Below are 17237 nucleotides of genomic sequence, written 5' to 3' on the forward strand. Positions count from 1 at the left end.
CGAAAGCGGACGATCCTGCCGCTTCTTTATTCTCCGGCCCAGCGCCCTTCTTCCTTTCGCACTTCGTATTTTGCACTTCGTACTTCGGTAATTCTGCCGTGACTGAAGCCGACGCATTTTGCATGGCTCGCGCGATGGAGTTGGCCCGCCGCGGCGAAGGGTTCGTCGAGCCGAACCCGATGGTCGGCTGCGTCGTCGCGCGCGAGGAGGGAATCGTCGGCGAGGGCTGGCATCGTCAGTTCGGCGCGCCTCACGCCGAGGTCGAGGCGCTTGCCGCCGCGGGACCGCTCGCTCGCGGCGCGACGGCCTACGTGACGCTCGAGCCATGCTGCCATTTCGGCAAGACGCCGCCTTGCACGCAGGCGCTCATCGCGGCGGGAGTTGAGCGCGTGGTCGCCGCGATGCCCGATCCGTTTCCCGCGGTGGCTGGTCGGGGTTTCGCCGAATTGAAGGCTGCTGGAATTCAAATCGACGTTGGGCTGATGGAAGCCGAGGCCCGGCGACTGAACGCTCCATATCTAAAGCGTGTTGCCACCGGCCGGCCCTGGATCATCGCCAAATGGGCCATGACGCTCGATGGCAAGATTGCCACCCATTCCGGCGATAGCCGCTGGATTTCCGGCCCGCAAGCCCGCGAGATCGTCCATCGGCTGCGCGGCCGGGTTGATGCGATTCTCGTGGGGCGCGGGACCGCGGTGGCCGACGATCCGCTGCTGACGGCCCGGCCGCCGGGACCACGGACGGCCGCGCGGATCGTGCTCGACGGACGCGCGGCGCTCAGTTTGGATAGCCAACTGGTTCGCACCGCGCGAGAGACGCCGCTGGTGATTGTCGCCGGCCCCGACGCGGCAGACGCCGATCGTTCACGATTGACCGGCGCCGGCTGCGAAGTTCTCGTTTGCGACGGCCAGAGCCCCGAGACGCGGCTTGGCCAATTGCTCGACGAACTCGGGCGGAGGCAAATGACCAACGTGCTTGTCGAAGGCGGCGGCCGCTTGCTCGGCAGCTTGTTCGATGTCCGTGCAATCGACGAGGTGCACGTGTTCATCGCCCCGAAACTCTGCGGCGGCGAGTCGGCGTTAGGACCGATCGGCGGCAGCGGCATCGAGCGCATTGCCGAGGCCTTGCATCTCGAAGAAATGGACGTCCAGCACGTGGGCGCCGATCTTTACCTCGCGGGACGTTTGGCGGCAGCGTCGAGCGCGCAATAGCGAACGTAGGGTGCGTCAAGTCCGCGCTGACGCACCGGAACTATCGGCAGCGTTAAGTTTCCGCCGCCGCGGTGCGTCTGCGCCGAGCCTTGACGCACCCTACAGCTACACGCCTAGCTCTTCAGCTTGATCGGGAGTTGATCGATCTTGGCCGCCAGGATGAAATCGTTCTCCGAGAGCCCGCCGATCGCGTGAGTCGAAAGTTCGATCGACAGGTTGCGATATCCTTCCAAGTGCAGGTCGGGATGGTGTTGCTCCTCTTCCGCGAGGCGGGCGACTTCGTTAACGAAGTCGATGCCGGCCATGAAATTCTTGACGACCCAGTCCTTGCGGATTTGATTCCCATCGTCCGTGATCCGCCAACCGGAGAGTTGATCGAGCTGCTCCCTCGCCTCGGATCGCGAGTATTTCGCAACCCCTCCCTCGCACGATACGCACTTCTTAGCGACCAATCGATCCAATGTTTGAGTTTCCATGACAGATGCTCCTTGAAGTGGCCTGCGGATAACTGCACCCATTATATTCAATCGCCGCCCGATGCGATCTTGCCTCTTTGGCCTATTTCCGCGCAATCCGACTGGCATTGTTTTGCTGGCGCGCCGTCGCTATGATCCGGCCCCACAGCAGTTTCAAATCGAAGGGGAGTCGGATTGGGCGATGGAATCCTCTGTCGGCCTCGTGTTTCGCGCGCTCGTGATGCTGGCTTGCCTGGCGGTGGTGCCGCTGGTGGCGATGTATGGCAAATATGTGCCCGACTTCGCCCAGGCTGTAATGGAAGCCTACAAGTCCCGCACGCAAGCCAAGGCGGTCGCCAATCCGCAAGCGGCGGCCGACGACGCACCGCCATTTGCCGGCGCGCCGATCCGCGCCAACAATAGCCCGACTCCGCCGCTGAGCGGTCGAGGGCCATCGGCGGCCGCTCCCGCCCCTTGGACTGATTCCGGTCAGGCGGCTCGGCCGCTATCTGAATTTCGACAGCCAGGCGCGCCAGACCAGAGCGCCGGTTTCAAACAAGCCAGCTTCGACGCTCCATTGACCGGACATCCGGGCGAGGCCGCCGGCGATATCGCTCGTCGAAACGAAGCTCCGCCAGCAGTGCCTGGCAATCTGCAAACCGCCGGCGCGCCCGGCGAGAATCAGTCCGACTGCACGACTCAGTTTCGCCGAATGGAGCAGCGATTGCGTGAACTCGGGGCCACCTATTATCTTCTGGAGACATGGGGTTCCAGCGGCGATCGCTACCGATTCTTCTGCAAAATGGCACTCGCGGGCAACGCCGACAACAACCGTAACCGTATCTTTCAGGCCACCGCCGCCGATCCGCTCCGCGCGATGCGCGACGTGCTGGATCAGGTCGAAGAATGGCACTCCGGCCGCCAGCCCTGACCGGAGGAGATCGGAGGTTAGAGGTCGGAGATCAGAAGTCGGGGATCGGAGGCCGGATGTCTCGCGTTGGCCGGTTCGCTTGCGAACCGAGGTGCGCGCGCATGGCGGCCGAGCGTCGCGTCTGGCTTCCGACCTCCGATCTCCGACTTCCGACCTCAGACAGATCTGCTGACCGCCATCCGTAAGTCGGAACAAGGGGGCTTGCCAACTGGGCCGGCTTTGGCTTTACTTTTGGGCACGGAACGACTTGCGATCATTCTGGTTCGGCAGAATCCAAGTGGCGTTTCGGCGGTGCTCGGGGTATAACGATTCACTTTCCAGGCCGGGCGAGCCTTTTCCAATCAACCCTTTGATCACTTCCATGCAAGTTGGCTTTCGCACCGCTGGACGAAAACAGCGCAGCCTCTGCCCGGTTCGAAAATCGGGCCTTGCTGCCAGATCGCGACGCGGCATCGGCTTTGCTCGCATCTGGCAATTCCGTCCGCAAGAAACATCCGGGCCTTTGGCGATCGCCGGACCGTTGGCGCGCGACAAGCGGCTCGCCCGCGTCGAGGCTACTTTGTTCCTCGCCCGCGAGCCGTTGGCCAGCCGAAAAATTGCTCAGCTCGCCAGCTTGGCGGACGGCACCGAAGCGCGTACATTGGTTCGCCGGTTGAATCAACTTTACGATCAAGGGGGAAGCGCGTTTCGCGTCGAGGAACTGGCCGGCGGGTTTCAATTGCTGACCCGTCCGGCGTTCGGTCCTTGGTTGCGGCGATTGTTGCAGACGCCGGTTGAAACGCGGCTCTCGCCACCGGCGATGGAAACTTTGGCGGTGGTCGCGTATCGTCAGCCGGTCTTGCGGGCCCAGATCGAGGAGATTCGCGGCGTGCAATGCGGCGACATTTTGCGGCAGTTGATGGACCGCGATCTGGTCCGGATCACGAGCCGGTCGGACGACTTGGGACGGCCGCTGTTGTATGGAACGACAAAACGATTTCTCCAAATCTTTGGACTGCGACATTTAGATGAACTGCCGTTGGCCGCGGATTTGCGGCGCTGCGGCGATGCCAACCCCGCGATGACCGCGACTGCGGCCGCTTCGCCTGCCATCGACGGATCGCCGAATGCAGCCCAAGCCGAATCAATTGCCCTGACCACCGATCCGATTTCCAGATAAGCAATGCAGGAGGGACTTTCAGTGACGATCGCAAATCGCTTCGAGACTTCGACCGATGAGATGGCCGGCGAGCGCTTCTGGGTGCTCGATGAAGTGGCGGGCCGCGCGAGCCTGGCTTCCTTCCTCGTCGCCGCCAAGAGTGAAGACGAAGATGCCGACCTGGAAGACGACGAGGAAGAGGAGGAAGACGATCTCGAAGACGACGAGGACGATGTCGATGACGACGAGGACGACGATTTCATCGACGAGGAGTGGGAAGAAGTCGATGACGACGAGGAAGAGGACGAGGAAGAGGAGGCTGAAGAGGAAGACGACTGGGACGACGAGGACGACGACTGGGACGATGACGATGACGACGAGGAGGAAGAGGACTGGGAGGACGACGAGTAGGGAATGACGAATGTCGAATGTCGAAAGTGGTCCGTCGTCAGTTGTGCTTAGCAACTGACGAAGCACAACTGACAATTGACAAATCGAGCTTCGTCATTAGTCATTAGACGTTGGCGTTCAGTCCTTCAGATGAAAGAGCCTCTTGAGCGCTTCCAGCAATCCATGCGGGTGGCCGTGGCGCGATTCGTCGCGGATCCGCTCCAGCGGCGGATGCAGCATCTTGTTCACGTAGCGCTCGAATGAGCGGCGGATTTCTTCGCGCTGCGGCTCCTCTAGGTTCGGCAGCTTGTTGAATAGCCGCTCCAATTCTTGATCGCGCAGTTCCTGCCACGATTGCCGCAGCCGCTGCACCACGGGCCCCGTCGCCCGATGGTGCAAATCCTCCATGAACCGCCGCGTTTCTTCCTCGATGATCGCCACCGCGGCCGGCAATTCGCTGTCGCGCTCGCGGCGGTTTCGTTGGCAAACGGCCTCCAAGTCGTCGATCGAATAGAGATACACTCCGAGGCAATCGCCGATCGCCGGCTCGAAATCGCGCGGCACCGCCAGATCGAGAATCAACAGCGGCCGCTGATAACGGCGCGGCTCGATCCGCCGAAACCGTTCGAGCGACACCACCGGCTCCGGCGCGCCGGTCGTGCTGACGATTAAATCCGCGGCGACGAGCCAGTCGTCGAGTTCGTCCCAGTCCGCCACCCGGCCGGAGAATTGCTCGGCCATCGCCGCGGCGCGCTCGGCGTGGCGATTGATGATCGTGAGCCGGCCCACGCCTTCGTCGCGCAGATAGCGCAGCGCCTCTTCCCCCATTTGCCCCGCGCCGATCACGAGCACCTGCTTGTCGTCGAAGCGGTCGAAGATGTCGCGGGCGAAATCGCCGACCGCCACGCTGGCGATGCTCACCCGCTTGCGATAGAGCGATGTCTCTCCGGCCACGCGCTTGGCCACCCGCAGCGCGGCCTGAAACATTTCGTGCGTCAGCGGCCCGGCGCTCTGCTGCGCTTGCGCGACTTGGTAGGCTTGCTTCACCTGGGCCAGGATTTGCGGCTCGCCGAGCACCATGCTGTCGAGGCTGGCCGCCACCGTGAACAGATGCCGCACCGCCGCCTCTCCCGATTGCTCGAACAGATCGTCGAAGATCGAGTACAGATCCAGCCCGTGACACTCGGCCAGGAATTCGGCCACTTGCTGATGATTCGGCCCGGTCGCCTCCGTGTCCCAGGCCGTGTACAGCTCGACCCGATTGCAGGTCGAGAGCAGCACGGCCTCGGTCGCCGGATAGCGCCGCCGCCAGCGCTCGAGCGCCTCGGCCGCCTGCGCCGAACTAAATGCGAGTTGCTCCCGCAGCGCCAGCGACGAATTGTGATGACTGCACCCGACCATTTGCAACTTCATGAGAGCGCCCTCCCCGAAGCTGCGTAGTTTCCACTTTCGTACTTCGTACTTCGTACTTCGTACTTCCCCTCGTCTCCGGTTTCATACTTCGTACTTCGTACTTCGTACTTGCCATCGTGTTCCGAGCGATTGAACAACTGCGCCGCGAGAAATATCGCCAGAAAAACGAAGCTGGCCACCGTGAGATAGGCCACCTTCCTGCCGCGGCGGGCCGGACGATAGAGCGCATTGAAGAGCGCCGCCGCCAACAGCCAGCCGAACAGCCCGGCCGACTCCCACACGATCGGGTCGGTCCAAGGCAATTCGTCGCGCTGGTGCCAATGGTTGATCAGGTTGATCACGATCCCCGAGACCAGGCCCGCCCCGGTCATCAGCACCGAGATCAAAATCGCTCGGCCGTTGGCCCGCTCCAGCCATTCAAGGCTCGGCAGCCGCAGCCCGGGAACTGTCCCCTTTTTTGCGGGCACCATCGCCGCGATGGTCGTCGGAAAAAAAGGGGACTGTCCCCCTTGCCGGTGACTTTGCGAGAGCCGCTTGAGCCGGCTGGATTGCAACAGATACATCACCCCCGCCACGAACCCGAAGATCACGGCCACGGCCCCCAGCACTAAGAACGCCCCGTGAATCGCCCCCCAAACCTGCGTTGCTGGCGATTGCGGAAACGGCTTCTTCGACGCGTATTGAGCCGCCGCGACGAGCGCAAGGGCCAGCGGCAGAATGAAAACTCCGCTCGCCGCCGCCGGATGAAACAGCGACAGATACAAATAAACCGCGACCAGCCCCCAAGCGGCGAGCAAAAACCACTCGTAAGCGCTCGACAGCGGAACGCTCTCGGCCATCGCCGCCCGATACCCCAAATAAAGCGTCTCAGCCACGATCCCGGCGACGGCGAACCCGATCGCCAACACCCCGCGCGCCCGCCCCCGCCACCCCAGCCGCGCCAGCTCCAACCCCAGCGCCACCGCATAACTCCCGGCAAAACAGAGGGTGGTAATACCAGACATCAGTTCAGCGACGGGTCGGCGGGGACGTGTTTGATATTGAGCGCCGAGATCATTTGCGAGGTCGAGATTTGGCGCATGATCTTGAGCCAGATGTCGTGCGGGGCGTCGAAGGCGTGCTCGGGAGTGGCAGGGACGGTGAGCCAAGAGTCTTGGGCCATTTCCGCTTCGAGCTGACCAGGTCCCCAGCCGGCGAAGCCGATGAAGAACCGCGACGGCTCCTCGGCCTTGCCGATCACCGCCTCGATCTTGTCGGGATCGGCGCAGAATTGCAGCCCGGCGACGACTTCGATCTCCCCCAGCTCCGCATCGCCGTGCAGGGCCATCAGCGGGCCGCGGCAGGGGCCGCCGAGATAGATCAGGCCGTCCATCGGGCAAGCGGCTTCGCTCACCTGCCGCCAAGCCTCGGACAAAGTGGTCTTCGTCGGTCGGTTGATCACCAGCCCCATCGCGCCCTCTTCGGAATGCTGCACGAGCAGCACGACCGAGCGGGCGAAGTTCGGGTCGAGCAGCTCCCGCGAGGCGACGAGAAAGTGACCTTCAAGCGACATGGAATGATTTGCAGCTAGCGGATGAGTCCCACGGGTAATTCTATCATCACGAGGAACACGGAATGAAGAATGCCAATTTCATTCCTCATTCTGTCCTTGCTCGGCCCCTTCCAGGCCGTATTCCTTGAGTTTCTTGTGCAGCGTGTTGCGGTTGATCCCGAGGCGATTGGCGGCCTTGGTTTGCACGTTGTCGCAGGAGGCCATCACCTGGGCGATCAGCTCGCGCTCGACGCGGTTGACGATCTTCGTGTGCAGGGCGTCTTCCTGCGGGCCGGCGGTCGAAAGGCCCTGGTGGACGAGTTCGCAGGTGAGCGTTTCCAAATCGGCGGCGCGGAACCGGCCGCTCCGCGGGCGCGATTGGCCGAGCACGGCCGGCGGCAGGAGTTCGCAGGTCAGCTCGTCGCCGGTGGCCATCACGACGGCCCTCTCGACGATGTTCTGCAGCTCGCGCACGTTTCCCGGCCAGTGATAATCCTGCAGCGCCTCGAGCGCCTTGCGCTCGATGTGGACCACATAGCGGTCGTTCTCTTCGTTGTAGCTATTGAGAAAATGGCCGACCAGTTCGGGGATGTCTTCGCGGCGCATCCGTAGCGGCGGGAGATGGATCGGCACGACGTTCAATCGGTAATACAAATCCTCGCGAAAGGTCTCCTTCTCGATCTCTTCCAACAACTCACGATTGCTGGCGGCGATCACGCGCGTATCGACGCGGATCGTCTGCGTGTCCCCCACGCGCTCGAACTCGCGCTCTTGCAGCACGCGGAGCAGCTTGACTTGCAGCTTGGGAGTGGTCGAGTTGATTTCGTCGAGAAAGATCGTGCCGGTGTGGGCCGCCTCGAAGCGGCCAGTGCGGTTGGCGATCGCCCCGGTGAAAGAGCCGCGAACGTGGCCGAACAACTCGCTTTCGAGCAGACTCTCGCTCAGCGCCCCGCAGTTCACGCGCACGAACGGCCCGGTCCCCCGCGAGCTGAGCTGGTGAATGGCCTTGGCGATCAGCTCCTTGCCCGTACCGGTCTCGCCGAGCAGCAAGACCGAGGCGTTCGATCGGGCCACCTGACGGGTGATCCGATAGACCTCGGTCATCGCCGCGCCGGAGCCGATGATCCCTTTGATCGGCGGTGACATAGGCGGGGCTAGGGGCTGGGGACTGGGGGCTGGGGAAGAGGCGTCGCCCAGCGGCCGGTCGGTGAGAGATTAAGGCGATCGCTGTTCGTCATTGTTTTGTCGCTACGAAAGAATGCCGCTTGCGGATTTGCCAGTCCCTAACCCCCAGCCCCCAGTCCCTTCTTCTTCTCGATCACATCCAGCACGGCGCCGAGCAGTTGCTGCGTTTCCTTGTCTTGCTGAGCGCTTTGGTTGTAGCGCTCGTATTGGCGGAGGATTTCCGAGGGGCTGAGGCGCAGGCCGAATTCACGAACACTATCGCGAAAGGCGGCCCCGGCGGCGCGGCGGACCGCCAGCGGCTGCGTCGCGAGGCTGGCCAAGTCGATCAGCGACCGCTGCGACGACGGCGTCGCTAGGTGGGCCATGACGGCAGCGGCGTGCGGCGCCGTCAGCGGCGAATAGAGCGCCCGCTCGACCACCGGCTCGTAGTGCCGCACGTCCGCGATGTCGGGGGGTAGCGTCGCCAAGACCGCCAGCCAATCGAGGGCCTGCACCGCCTGCTGCTGCCGCAGCTTGACCGGCACGAATCGGTCGCCGGCGATTTCGGCGCCCCGCGCGACGATCGGCTTCATCGCATCGAGGCTCGGCGGACGCGTTGCGACGAACACGCGAGGGAATTTCTCGTAGACCTGTTGGTCCAAATCGCGCTCGTCGAGTTCGGCCAATACGCAGATTGGCACGTCGGCCGTGCGCGGGTCGCGGAGCAGCTCTTGCACGAGTTCGAATGTGGCCGGACGATTCATCCGCCCGCTGACGAGGATCAACTCCGTGTCCGGCGATTCGGTGGCGGCGGCAACAAGCTGGCGGCCGTTGGTGGCGGTCACCGACTCGAAGCCCAAGGCGTTGGTCATGCCGGCCAGTTCTTGAAGCGGCGCGAGCGTCGGAAATGCGATCGCCGCGCGGCGATGTCCGGTCGCGGCGGCCATATCGGCCAGCGCGTCGGTCAGGTAGCTTGAACCGGCAAACGGCGCCGTCGGCTTGAGCTTCATGATCGCCTCGACCGCGGCAACGCGGAGCCGGCGATCGCTCGACCGCAGGGCCTGCACCAGCGGCGACAGGTTCGCGCCGTCGCGCGTGAGCAGCCGCACGTCGCCGATGTCGCCGAGGATTTGCGCCGCCCCTTTCCCGGCCGCCGTGTGACCGGTGGCGAGCGCCTGAGCGAGCGCGTCGTTGAGCGCGTCGACTCCCAGGCGGGCCGCCCGGTCGTAGTCCGTGCGGGGGCCGGTCGGCAGCGGACTATCGAGCCCCGCTCGGTAGTCCGCCGATTCCAAAAGGCTGATGAGATATAATCGGCGATGGGATCCGGAATCCGGATCCAACTCGAACAGGTCGCGCGCTAGCCGGGCCGCGACGAAAGCCGCCGCCCGCCGCGGCGGATACTCGGCCATGGCCAATTGCTTCACTGCTGGGTCCCATTGCCAGATGGCGACGTTTTCGCTCTCGTCTCCGCGCAGCGGACGCTCGTGCTCCAGATAGCCCCGCGCCTCGCGGTTCAACAGAATCACCGCCTCCGCTTTGCTCGGCAACACGCCGACAAGCTGCCGGAGCGATTCTTCAGCCGCGCGGCGGGCGGCGGAGTTAGTCTTCGGCGAGAGATAAGGAACCAATAGATACGGCACGGCGTCTTCTGGCGGGCCGATCTCGCCCAAGAGCCTGATCGCTTCGACTTGCTGCCGAGCATCCGGAGCGTCGATCGCCGCGACCAACGGCGCAACCGCGGCCGAGCCAATGCCGACGAGCGCTTCGCGCGCCAGCGGCCAAATCTTCGCCTGCGCCGGATCGGCGAGCGCCGAGAGCAACAGCGGCGCCCCCCGCGGTCCGGAATTCCGCAGGGCCGTCACCGCAGTGAGCCGCAAGTCCGGCGACGGATCGCCAAGCTGCTTCACAAACGCGGCCAATCGGGCCGGATCGCGGCGCTCGGCGGCCGCGGCGCCAAGAATCTGGTCGGCCACTTGCTGCGCTTGAGGGTTCAGCGATTTATTGCCGGCCATTTGCAGGAGCGGTCCGCTGCCGAATTGCCGCGCGAGATCGGCCAGCGTCCCCGCGTTCGGCTTGGCAGTGAGAAGTTGGTCGAGATACTGCTTCGCCAAATCGGCCCGATCGAGTTCCGAAAGCAAGATGGCCGCTTGGACCAGCTCTTGAGGCGTCTTGGGCTTTGATTCGACAATCGTATCGACCGCCGGATTTGGCGGATGCGCCGCGGCGGCAGCTTCGCCTAGGGCTGCGGCTTTGGCGCCGGCCGCCCCGGCCTTCTTCTCCGGCGCGGCCTTCTCCGGCGCCTTTTCAGCCGCGGGCTGACCAGTAGCGGCCTTTTCGTCTTGGGCGCGGAGCGCTGCGGCCGTTGCCAGCGTTGCCGCGACCGCGATCACGGCAAGAATGGTGCGATGGTTGTATTTCATGGTGTCGATTTCCAGCGTGCCTTTGCGCCACCCTCGTTCATGTCCGTAGTTTAACCCCCAGCCAACGGCGAGGGCGTCATGGCGGGGATCGCCGTCGCCGTTGGCTCCGGGTTAAACGTTTGCAACTTCTCTCTCCACGCCGCGACTTGCCGCTCGACTTCCGCCGGGGCGGTCGAGCCGTAGCTGGTGAACCGCGCGATGACTCGCTCCACGCCCAGCACCTCTTTGACGCTCGCGTCCAAGCTCGGATGCGCGTCGATGAATTCGCTGGCCGCCAGATCGGAGAGCCGCACGCCCCGGTCGAGCGCTTTGCGCACCAGCCGGCCGACCACCTCGTGGGCCGTTCGCTGCGGCAGCCCGCGGCGGATCATTTCTTCCATCAGCGTCGTGGCGTCGAGATGGCCTCGGTCGAGCCGCTCGGTGATCGCCGCTCGGTTCAATTCCGCCCCGGCCACCAGCGGCGCGGCCAATTCCAAACAGGCCGATACCGTGTCGAACGAATCGAACAGCCGCGGCTTGTCTTCTTGCAGGTCTCGGTTGTACGCCAGCGGCAGCCCTTTCACGAGCATCATCAGGGCCTGCAAGTTTCCCGCGACGCGAGCCGTCTTGCCGCGGATCAATTCGAGCACGTCGGGGTTGACCTTGTGCGGCATGATTGACGAGCCGGTGCAGAACGCCTCCGGCAGCGTCAAGAAACTGAACTCCGTCGTCGTCCAGAGGATCCATTCCTCGGCCCACGTGCTCAAGTGCAACGCGATTGTGGCGAGCGCGAAGGCGAACTCGAGCACGAAATCCCTATCGCTCGTCGCGTCGAGGCTGTTTGCCGAGACGCTGTCAAAGCCGAGCCGCCCGGCTACGTCGTGCCGATTGATCGGCAGGCTGGTCCCGGCCAGCGCGGCCGCGCCGAGCGGAAGCACGTTCGCCCGCCGCCGGCAATCGGCCAGCCGCGAACGATCGCGCTCCAACTTCTCGCAATACGCCAGCCAATAGTGAGCGGCCAGCACCGGCTGGGCACGTTGCAGGTGCGTGTAGCCGGGCAGGATGCAGCCGGCGTCCTGCTTCGCGCGGCCGACGAATGCTCGCTGCAATTCGACGAGCCGCCGGTCGATTTGGTCGATCGCCTCGCGCTGCCAGAGCCGCAGATCGGTCGCGACCTGGTCGTTGCGGCTGCGGGCCGTATGGAGCTTGCGGCCGACGTCGCCGAGCCGGTCAATCAGTGCCCGCTCGATGTGCAGATGGATGTCTTCCAACTCGATTTTGAACTCGAATCGGTCTTGCTCAATCTCTTGGCGAATCGCGGCCAAAGCCTGCTCAATCTTTTGGCATTCAGCGGCAGTGAGCAGGCCAACTTGGACCAGCATTTGGGCATGGGCGATCGAGGCTTGGATGTCATGCGCGTAGAGGCGGCGGTCGAAGCTGATGCTTTCGGTAAACTGCTCGACACGGCGGTCCGTCGCCTCGCTGAATACGCCCGACCAAGCTTTCGCAGCCACGCTCACTCCCTAAAACCATGCTCGTAAAACGATCAACTTTCGCCAACACATTTACTGTAAATGGCTTACGGCGAGGTGTCAACGCGGCGGCGTCCGCTAAACGGCTGTAATCGCGGCTACTTTTCTCGTAAGACCTCACAACCGATCTCATCTGCCTCTCTTCGTTTTTGTCAATGGAACCCGTCCCCTCGCTCTCCCATCCAAATCTGTGGAACTCTGTCTAATCTGTGGATGAAAGATCTGATCCACAGATTAGACAGATTTGCACAGATGTTTGTCGCGGGCCGCCAACACCTCGCGATGCTACAATGCGGGCATGTGTAAGCCATTGCAGTTTTCAGTTCGCCGGATGCTTGGCGCTGTGGCGCTGCTCGCCTTGGCAGCGCGACTGGCAATGTTGTTCATCGCTGAGAGGACCAATCCGCAAGTAACATATCCGGTCCTGCTCTACATTGGGTGTTTTGCCACTGGTGGGGCGGCGCTCGGCCGCATTACGGGCAGTCCGCTCAGGGGCGCTTACATGGGCGCTCAGTTGGGAATAATGACTGGCATTGTCGTAGTCCCGGTGATTGGCTCAGCAAGAGGTTTGTGAGATGAACATAGACGGTTTGCGGTCGGCACTTCGCCGGGAACCATTTCAACAGTTTGCAATCCGTTTGGCAGATGGCCGCACGGTGCCGGTGAGGCATCCGGAATTCGTCGCCGTCGGGCCCCGCTTGGTTTTGGTGGTTGACGAGGACAATTCTTGGTCGATCATTGAGCCGCTTCTGATCGTGTCGCTCGATTCGCTCCCCAAGCGAAACGGCGAGAACGGGAAACGCCGCAAGCGGCCGCCGCGCGGCTGACGTTGCTGCCCGTGGATTGGTCAACGAGTCGGCTCATCGACGGCGTGATACAATGCGGAAATGAGCAAACCCGTCCAGTTCTCGATGCGGCAGATGTTCGGCACAGTGGCGCTGGTTTCTATGGCGGCGCAGTTGGCCGTGTTGTTCTTTGCCTCGAGGCTCGATCGGTCGGTCAATCCGGTCGTGCTCTTCGTTGGCTTCTTCGTCGCCGGCGGGGCTGTCATCGGCCTTATCGCGGGCAATTCGATCAAGGGCGCTTGCGTCGGCGCTCTAGTGGGGATTATCGGCAGCATTCTGATCCCGTATACGCGATGAATGGCGACGGCGTATGTCGCTCGGCCAACGGGCTCGCGTCTTGGCGAAGTGATATAATGGGGCGATGAGCAAGCCAATCCAGTTCTCGATGCGTCGGACGTTCGCGGCTACAGCCGTCTTCTGCGTCGGCGCATGGGAACTCGCCATGCTCGATAAAAGGGATGATCCGGACTTTGTTCTCGGCTATCTCCTTTGGGTCGCAATCTTCGCAATCATCGGGGGTGTACTCGGAATTGTTGTCGCAGCGAGGCCAATCGTTGGCGCTCTCTGTGGCATGGCTGTGTGGATTTGGCTGGCCGGAATAGGCATTCTGGCACACGGCATCACTAGCGACCATGCCCGGTTTTTTCCTTGACAAACCCGCCACCGGCATCATCATCGGGATTCCGCGCCCCTTGAAGTCCCAGCGCTCTCTGTGGTAACTTCGTGGGATTTTACTTGCGTCCAAGCGCATAATGGATGGCGGCAATGCCGCCCTGCGCCTGCGAAGCGACCTCAAGGAATCCCCACGTGCCTCGTCGCACCGATATTCACAAGATTCTGCTCATCGGGTCCGGGCCGATCGTGATCGGTCAGGCCTGCGAGTTCGATTATTCGGGCACGCAGGCTTGCAAAGCCCTGCGCGAAGAGGGGTATGAGGTGGTGCTGGTCAATTCCAATCCGGCCACCATTATGACCGACCCGAACATGGCCGATCGGACCTACATCGAGCCGCTCACCTGGGAGATCGTCGCCAAGGTGATCGAGGTCGAGCGGCCCGACGCCATTTTGCCGACGCTCGGAGGCCAGACCGGCTTGAATCTGGCGATGGACCTGGCCCGCAACGGAGTGCTCGAGCGATTCGGCGTCGAGATGATCGGCGCCCGGGCCGACGTAATCGCCAAGGCCGAGGAGCGCGAGCAGTTCAAGCAGGCGATGGAAAAGATCGGGCTGGAGGTTTGCCACGGCCGGACGGTGCATAGTCTGGCCGCCGCCCGCGAGACGCTCAAGGAGATCGGCCTGCCTTGCGTGATCCGCCCTGGTTTCACGCTCGGCGGCAGCGGCTCGAATCTGGCCTACAATCGCGAGGAGTTCGATTCGGTCGTCAGCCGCGGACTCGATGCCTCCCCGATTAGCGAGGTGCTGATCGAGGAATCGATCGTCGGCTGGAAAGAATATGAGATGGAGGTGATGCGCGACGCCGACGACAACGTCGTCATCATCTGCTCGATCGAGAATTTTGACGCGATGGGGGTGCACACTGGCGATTCGATCACGGTCGCTCCCGCCCAAACGCTCACCGATAAGGAATACCAGCGGATGCGCGACGCGTCGCTGGCAGTGATCCGCGAGATCGGCGTCGAGACGGGGGGCTCGAATATCCAATTCGCGATCCATCCGCAGACCGGGCGGATGATAGTGATCGAGATGAATCCGCGGGTGAGCAGATCGAGCGCGCTGGCGTCGAAGGCCACCGGCTTTCCGATCGCCAAGATCGCCGCCAAGCTGGCGGTCGGCTACCGGCTGCACGAGCTGCCCAACGACATCACGCGCGAGACGATGGCCTGCTTCGAGCCGACGATCGACTACGTGGTGACGAAGGTGCCGCGGTTCGCGTTCGAGAAGTTTCCCGAGGCCGACTCCCGGCTCACCACGCAAATGAAGAGCGTCGGCGAGACGATGGCGATCGGGCGGACGTTCAAGGAGTCGTTCCAGAAGGCGCTCCGTGGGCTGGAGGTCGGCAGCTTCGGATTCGGCTGCGACGGCAAGGACCTCTGGGGCACGCCGCAGCAGCCTTCGATCGGCGAAATCCGCGCCAAACTGGCGACGCCCAATGCCGACCGCGCGTGGTATCTCCGCTATGCCACAAAGAGCGGCATGACGGTCGAGGAAATTCACGCCTTGACGCACATCGACCCGTGGTTTCTCGACGAACTCGAGCAGATCGTCGAGCTGGAAAACGAGCTGCGGACGTACGACGACGCGGCCAGCGTGACCGACGCGCTGCTCCGCCGCTCCAAGCAGTTCGGCTTCTCCGACCGGCAGCTTTCCACGATCTGGAATTGCTCCGAGATGGATATCCGCGCCCAGCGCAAGCGCCGCGGGATCGTCGCCACGTTCAAATCGGTCGATACCTGCGCCGCCGAGTTCGAGGCCTACACGCCCTATTACTATTCGACCTACGAGGACGAAGACGAGACGCCTCCGAAACCGCCCGGCGGCAAGCGGATCATGATCCTTGGCGGCGGGCCGAATCGCATCGGCCAAGGGATCGAATTCGACTATTGTTGCTGCCACGCCAGCTTCGCTCTGCGCGAAATGGGGATCGAGTCGGTCATGGTCAACAGCAACCCCGAGACCGTGAGCACCGACTACGACACCAGCGACTTGCTCTTCTTCGAGCCGCTCACGACCGAGGACGTGCTGAACATCGTCGATCGCGTGGATCCGGACGGCGTGATCGTGCAGTTCGGCGGGCAGACGCCGCTCAATCTGTCGCGGGCGCTCGCCACGGCCGGCGTGCCGATCATCGGCACCAGCGTCGATACGATCGAAGACGCCGAGGACCGCGAGAAATTCCAGCGGCTTCTCCAGCGGCTCGGCCTGCGACAGCCGGCCAACGGCATCGCTCGCACGATGAACGAGGCTCGCGCCGAGGCCGCCAAGATCGGCTATCCGAATCTGGTGCGCCCCAGCTTCGTGCTCGGCGGCCGGGCAATGGAAATCTGTTACGACCAATCGCAGCTTGAGCGGTTCGTGGCCGAGGCGTTCATCGTCGCTCAGGGGCAGCCCGTGCTGATCGATCGTTTTCTCGAAGATGCGATCGAGGTCGATGTCGACGCGATCTGCGACGGCCAGCAGGTGATCGTGGCCGGGATCATGGAGCACATCGAAGAGGCGGGCATTCACTCCGGCGACTCCGCTTGCGCGATCCCACCCTATAGCCTGGCCGGGCCGATCTTGAACGAAATCCGCGAAGCGACTGTGGCCATGGCCCGGCGCTTGAAAGTCGTGGGACTGATGAACGTGCAATACGCCATCAAGCGCGAGGATGGCCGTCAGGTGCTTTACGTGCTCGAGGTGAATCCCCGCGCGAGCCGCACCGTGCCGTTCGTGGCCAAGGCCACGGGGATGCCGGTCGCGCGGGTCGCGGCGAAAGTGATGGCCGGCATCTCGCTCGCCGAGCAAGGCTACACGAGCGATCCGATCCCGAGCCATGTGTCGGTGAAGGAGAGCGTCTTCCCCTTCTCGAAATTCGCGGGAGTGGATATCGTGCTCGGCCCGGAGATGCGCTCGACCGGCGAAGTGATGGGCGTGAGCGAGCGATTCTCGATCGCCTTCGCCAAGAGCCAGTTGGCCGCCGGGATTCTGTTGCCCAAGGAAGGCCGAATCTTCATCAGCGTCGCCTCGCCGGCGGCAAAGGAACACATGGTTGGCCTGGCCGCGCGGCTGGTGGCGATGGGCTTCCAACTCATCGCCACGGAGGGGACGGCTCGGCGAATCGAGCAGGACGGGATCCCGGTCGAGCACGTGAAGAAACTGCAAGAGGGTCATCCGAACCTGATCGATCACCTCATCGACGGCCGCGTGCAACTCATCATGAACACGCCGCGCGGCAAAGGCGCCCGCACCGACGAAGGCCGCATCCGCGCCGCCTCGGTGGCCCACGGAGTGCCCTGCATCACCACGATCCCGGCGGCCGACGCCTGCGTCAAAGCGATGGAAGCGCTGCGCGAGGAAGAAATGACGGTGCAAGCGCTGCAGGATCGGTTTGTGAAGGCGGAGCCGTTTTCCCAGGTTTCGGGCTCTTAGGCCGGAATAGATCAGTTTTCGGGCGGAATCGGAATGCATAGTCACTGAACAACGTTTCTGAACCGAAGGGAGAACTGGGTTCGTGTATCTTGCTCGCGCGATACAGCCCGGAAAGAGCGTGCATTGGGTTCGCGGGTTG

At 63.1% G+C, this 17237-nt stretch carries 15 protein-coding genes; 8 read left to right on the top strand and 7 right to left on the bottom strand.

Annotated features, from left to right (window positions below; translation table 11 throughout):
- Positions 1-98 precede the first annotated feature (98 nt).
- Positions 99-1211 (top strand): bifunctional diaminohydroxyphosphoribosylaminopyrimidine deaminase/5-amino-6-(5-phosphoribosylamino)uracil reductase RibD, encoded by a 1113-nt coding sequence (ribD, locus tag VGY55_06260; GenBank protein HEV2969575.1) that lies wholly within the window; start codon positions 99-101, stop codon positions 1209-1211.
- A gap of 113 nt (positions 1212-1324) precedes the next feature.
- On the opposite strand, the gene VGY55_06265 is transcribed toward ribD, so the two are convergent.
- Positions 1325-1687, bottom strand: a complete 363-nt coding sequence (locus VGY55_06265; protein HEV2969576.1) for a 4a-hydroxytetrahydrobiopterin dehydratase — start codon at positions 1685-1687, stop codon at positions 1325-1327.
- Between the two features lie 181 nt (positions 1688-1868).
- Between VGY55_06265 and VGY55_06270 the strand changes: the two genes are divergently transcribed.
- The 3 genes from VGY55_06270 to VGY55_06280 all read left to right on the top strand — a co-directional run bounded on the left by VGY55_06270 (position 1869) and on the right by VGY55_06280 (position 4146).
- Positions 1869-2597 (top strand): hypothetical protein, encoded by a 729-nt coding sequence (locus VGY55_06270; GenBank protein ID HEV2969577.1) that lies wholly within the window; start codon positions 1869-1871, stop codon positions 2595-2597.
- A 502-nt stretch (positions 2598-3099) separates the two neighbouring features.
- Positions 3100-3756: an SMC-Scp complex subunit ScpB gene (gene scpB / locus VGY55_06275; protein HEV2969578.1), complete on the top strand. Its 657-nt coding sequence runs from the start codon at positions 3100-3102 to the stop codon at positions 3754-3756.
- Between the two features lie 21 nt (positions 3757-3777).
- Positions 3778-4146 carry a hypothetical protein gene (locus tag VGY55_06280; protein ID HEV2969579.1) on the top strand — a complete coding sequence of 123 codons (369 nt, stop codon included), beginning with the start codon at positions 3778-3780 and terminating at the stop codon, positions 4144-4146.
- 117 nt (positions 4147-4263) lie between these two features.
- Here the strand turns inward: VGY55_06280 and hemA are convergent, their stop codons facing one another.
- The 6 genes from hemA to argH all read right to left on the bottom strand — a co-directional run bounded on the left by hemA (position 4264) and on the right by argH (position 12146).
- The gene (gene hemA, locus VGY55_06285; protein ID HEV2969580.1) at positions 4264-5538 is read right to left on the bottom strand and encodes a glutamyl-tRNA reductase; all 1275 of its coding nucleotides are present in this window, start codon (positions 5536-5538) and stop codon (positions 4264-4266) included.
- Complete coding sequence (gene ccsA, locus VGY55_06290) at positions 5535-6542, bottom strand: cytochrome c biogenesis protein CcsA (protein HEV2969581.1); 1008 nt, start codon at positions 6540-6542, stop codon at positions 5535-5537. The genes hemA and ccsA overlap by 4 nt, the downstream gene beginning before the upstream one ends.
- A complete protein-coding gene (locus VGY55_06295; GenBank protein ID HEV2969582.1) occupies positions 6542-7090 on the bottom strand; it encodes a YqgE/AlgH family protein in 549 nt (182 codons plus the stop codon). Before VGY55_06295 ends, ccsA begins: the two co-directional genes overlap by 1 nt.
- A gap of 78 nt (positions 7091-7168) precedes the next feature.
- Positions 7169-8215 (bottom strand): sigma-54 dependent transcriptional regulator, encoded by a 1047-nt coding sequence (locus VGY55_06300; GenBank protein HEV2969583.1) that lies wholly within the window; start codon positions 8213-8215, stop codon positions 7169-7171.
- A 137-nt stretch (positions 8216-8352) separates the two neighbouring features.
- Positions 8353-10653 (bottom strand): hypothetical protein, encoded by a 2301-nt coding sequence (locus VGY55_06305; GenBank protein ID HEV2969584.1) that lies wholly within the window; start codon positions 10651-10653, stop codon positions 8353-8355.
- Positions 10654-10703: 50 nt separating this feature from the next.
- Positions 10704-12146: an argininosuccinate lyase gene (argH, locus tag VGY55_06310; protein HEV2969585.1), complete on the bottom strand. Its 1443-nt coding sequence runs from the start codon at positions 12144-12146 to the stop codon at positions 10704-10706.
- Positions 12147-12739: 593 nt separating this feature from the next.
- On the opposite strand from argH, the gene VGY55_06315 reads away from it, so the two are divergent.
- The 4 genes from VGY55_06315 (at position 12740) to carB (ending at position 17098) form a co-directional block, all read left to right on the top strand.
- Entirely contained in the window at positions 12740-12991 is a 252-nt protein-coding gene (locus VGY55_06315) for a hypothetical protein (GenBank protein ID HEV2969586.1), read from the top strand.
- 60 nt (positions 12992-13051) lie between these two features.
- Positions 13052-13306: a hypothetical protein gene (locus VGY55_06320; protein HEV2969587.1), complete on the top strand. Its 255-nt coding sequence runs from the start codon at positions 13052-13054 to the stop codon at positions 13304-13306.
- A gap of 64 nt (positions 13307-13370) precedes the next feature.
- Positions 13371-13661, top strand: coding sequence for a hypothetical protein (locus tag VGY55_06325; protein ID HEV2969588.1), 291 nt, complete (start codon positions 13371-13373; stop codon positions 13659-13661).
- A 155-nt stretch (positions 13662-13816) separates the two neighbouring features.
- A complete protein-coding gene (gene carB / locus VGY55_06330; GenBank protein ID HEV2969589.1) occupies positions 13817-17098 on the top strand; it encodes a carbamoyl-phosphate synthase large subunit in 3282 nt (1093 codons plus the stop codon).
- Positions 17099-17237: the final 139 nt, after the last annotated feature.

It is taken from the genome of Pirellulales bacterium, from assembly GCA_035939775.1.
In the GTDB taxonomy this organism is placed as follows: Bacteria; Planctomycetota; Planctomycetia; order Pirellulales; family DATAWG01; genus DASZFO01.

Excerpts from the sequence above, each read along its gene's own strand:
- VGY55_06300 (HEV2969583.1), bottom strand. The coding sequence starts at position 8,215 with ATGTCACCGCCGATCAAAGGGATCATCGGCTCCGGCGCGGCGATGACC.
- VGY55_06305 (HEV2969584.1), bottom strand. The coding sequence starts at position 10,653 with ATGAAATACAACCATCGCACCATTCTTGCCGTGATCGCGGTCGCGGCA.
- VGY55_06270 (HEV2969577.1), top strand. The coding sequence starts at position 1,869 with ATGGAATCCTCTGTCGGCCTCGTGTTTCGCGCGCTCGTGATGCTGGCT.
- VGY55_06265 (HEV2969576.1), bottom strand. The coding sequence starts at position 1,687 with ATGGAAACTCAAACATTGGATCGATTGGTCGCTAAGAAGTGCGTATCG.
- hemA (HEV2969580.1), bottom strand. The coding sequence starts at position 5,538 with ATGAAGTTGCAAATGGTCGGGTGCAGTCATCACAATTCGTCGCTGGCG.
- VGY55_06295 (HEV2969582.1), bottom strand. The coding sequence starts at position 7,090 with ATGTCGCTTGAAGGTCACTTTCTCGTCGCCTCGCGGGAGCTGCTCGAC.
- VGY55_06320 (HEV2969587.1), top strand. The coding sequence starts at position 13,052 with ATGAGCAAACCCGTCCAGTTCTCGATGCGGCAGATGTTCGGCACAGTG.
- VGY55_06315 (HEV2969586.1), top strand. The coding sequence starts at position 12,740 with ATGAACATAGACGGTTTGCGGTCGGCACTTCGCCGGGAACCATTTCAA.
- ccsA (HEV2969581.1), bottom strand. The coding sequence starts at position 6,542 with ATGTCTGGTATTACCACCCTCTGTTTTGCCGGGAGTTATGCGGTGGCG.
- VGY55_06325 (HEV2969588.1), top strand. The coding sequence starts at position 13,371 with ATGAGCAAGCCAATCCAGTTCTCGATGCGTCGGACGTTCGCGGCTACA.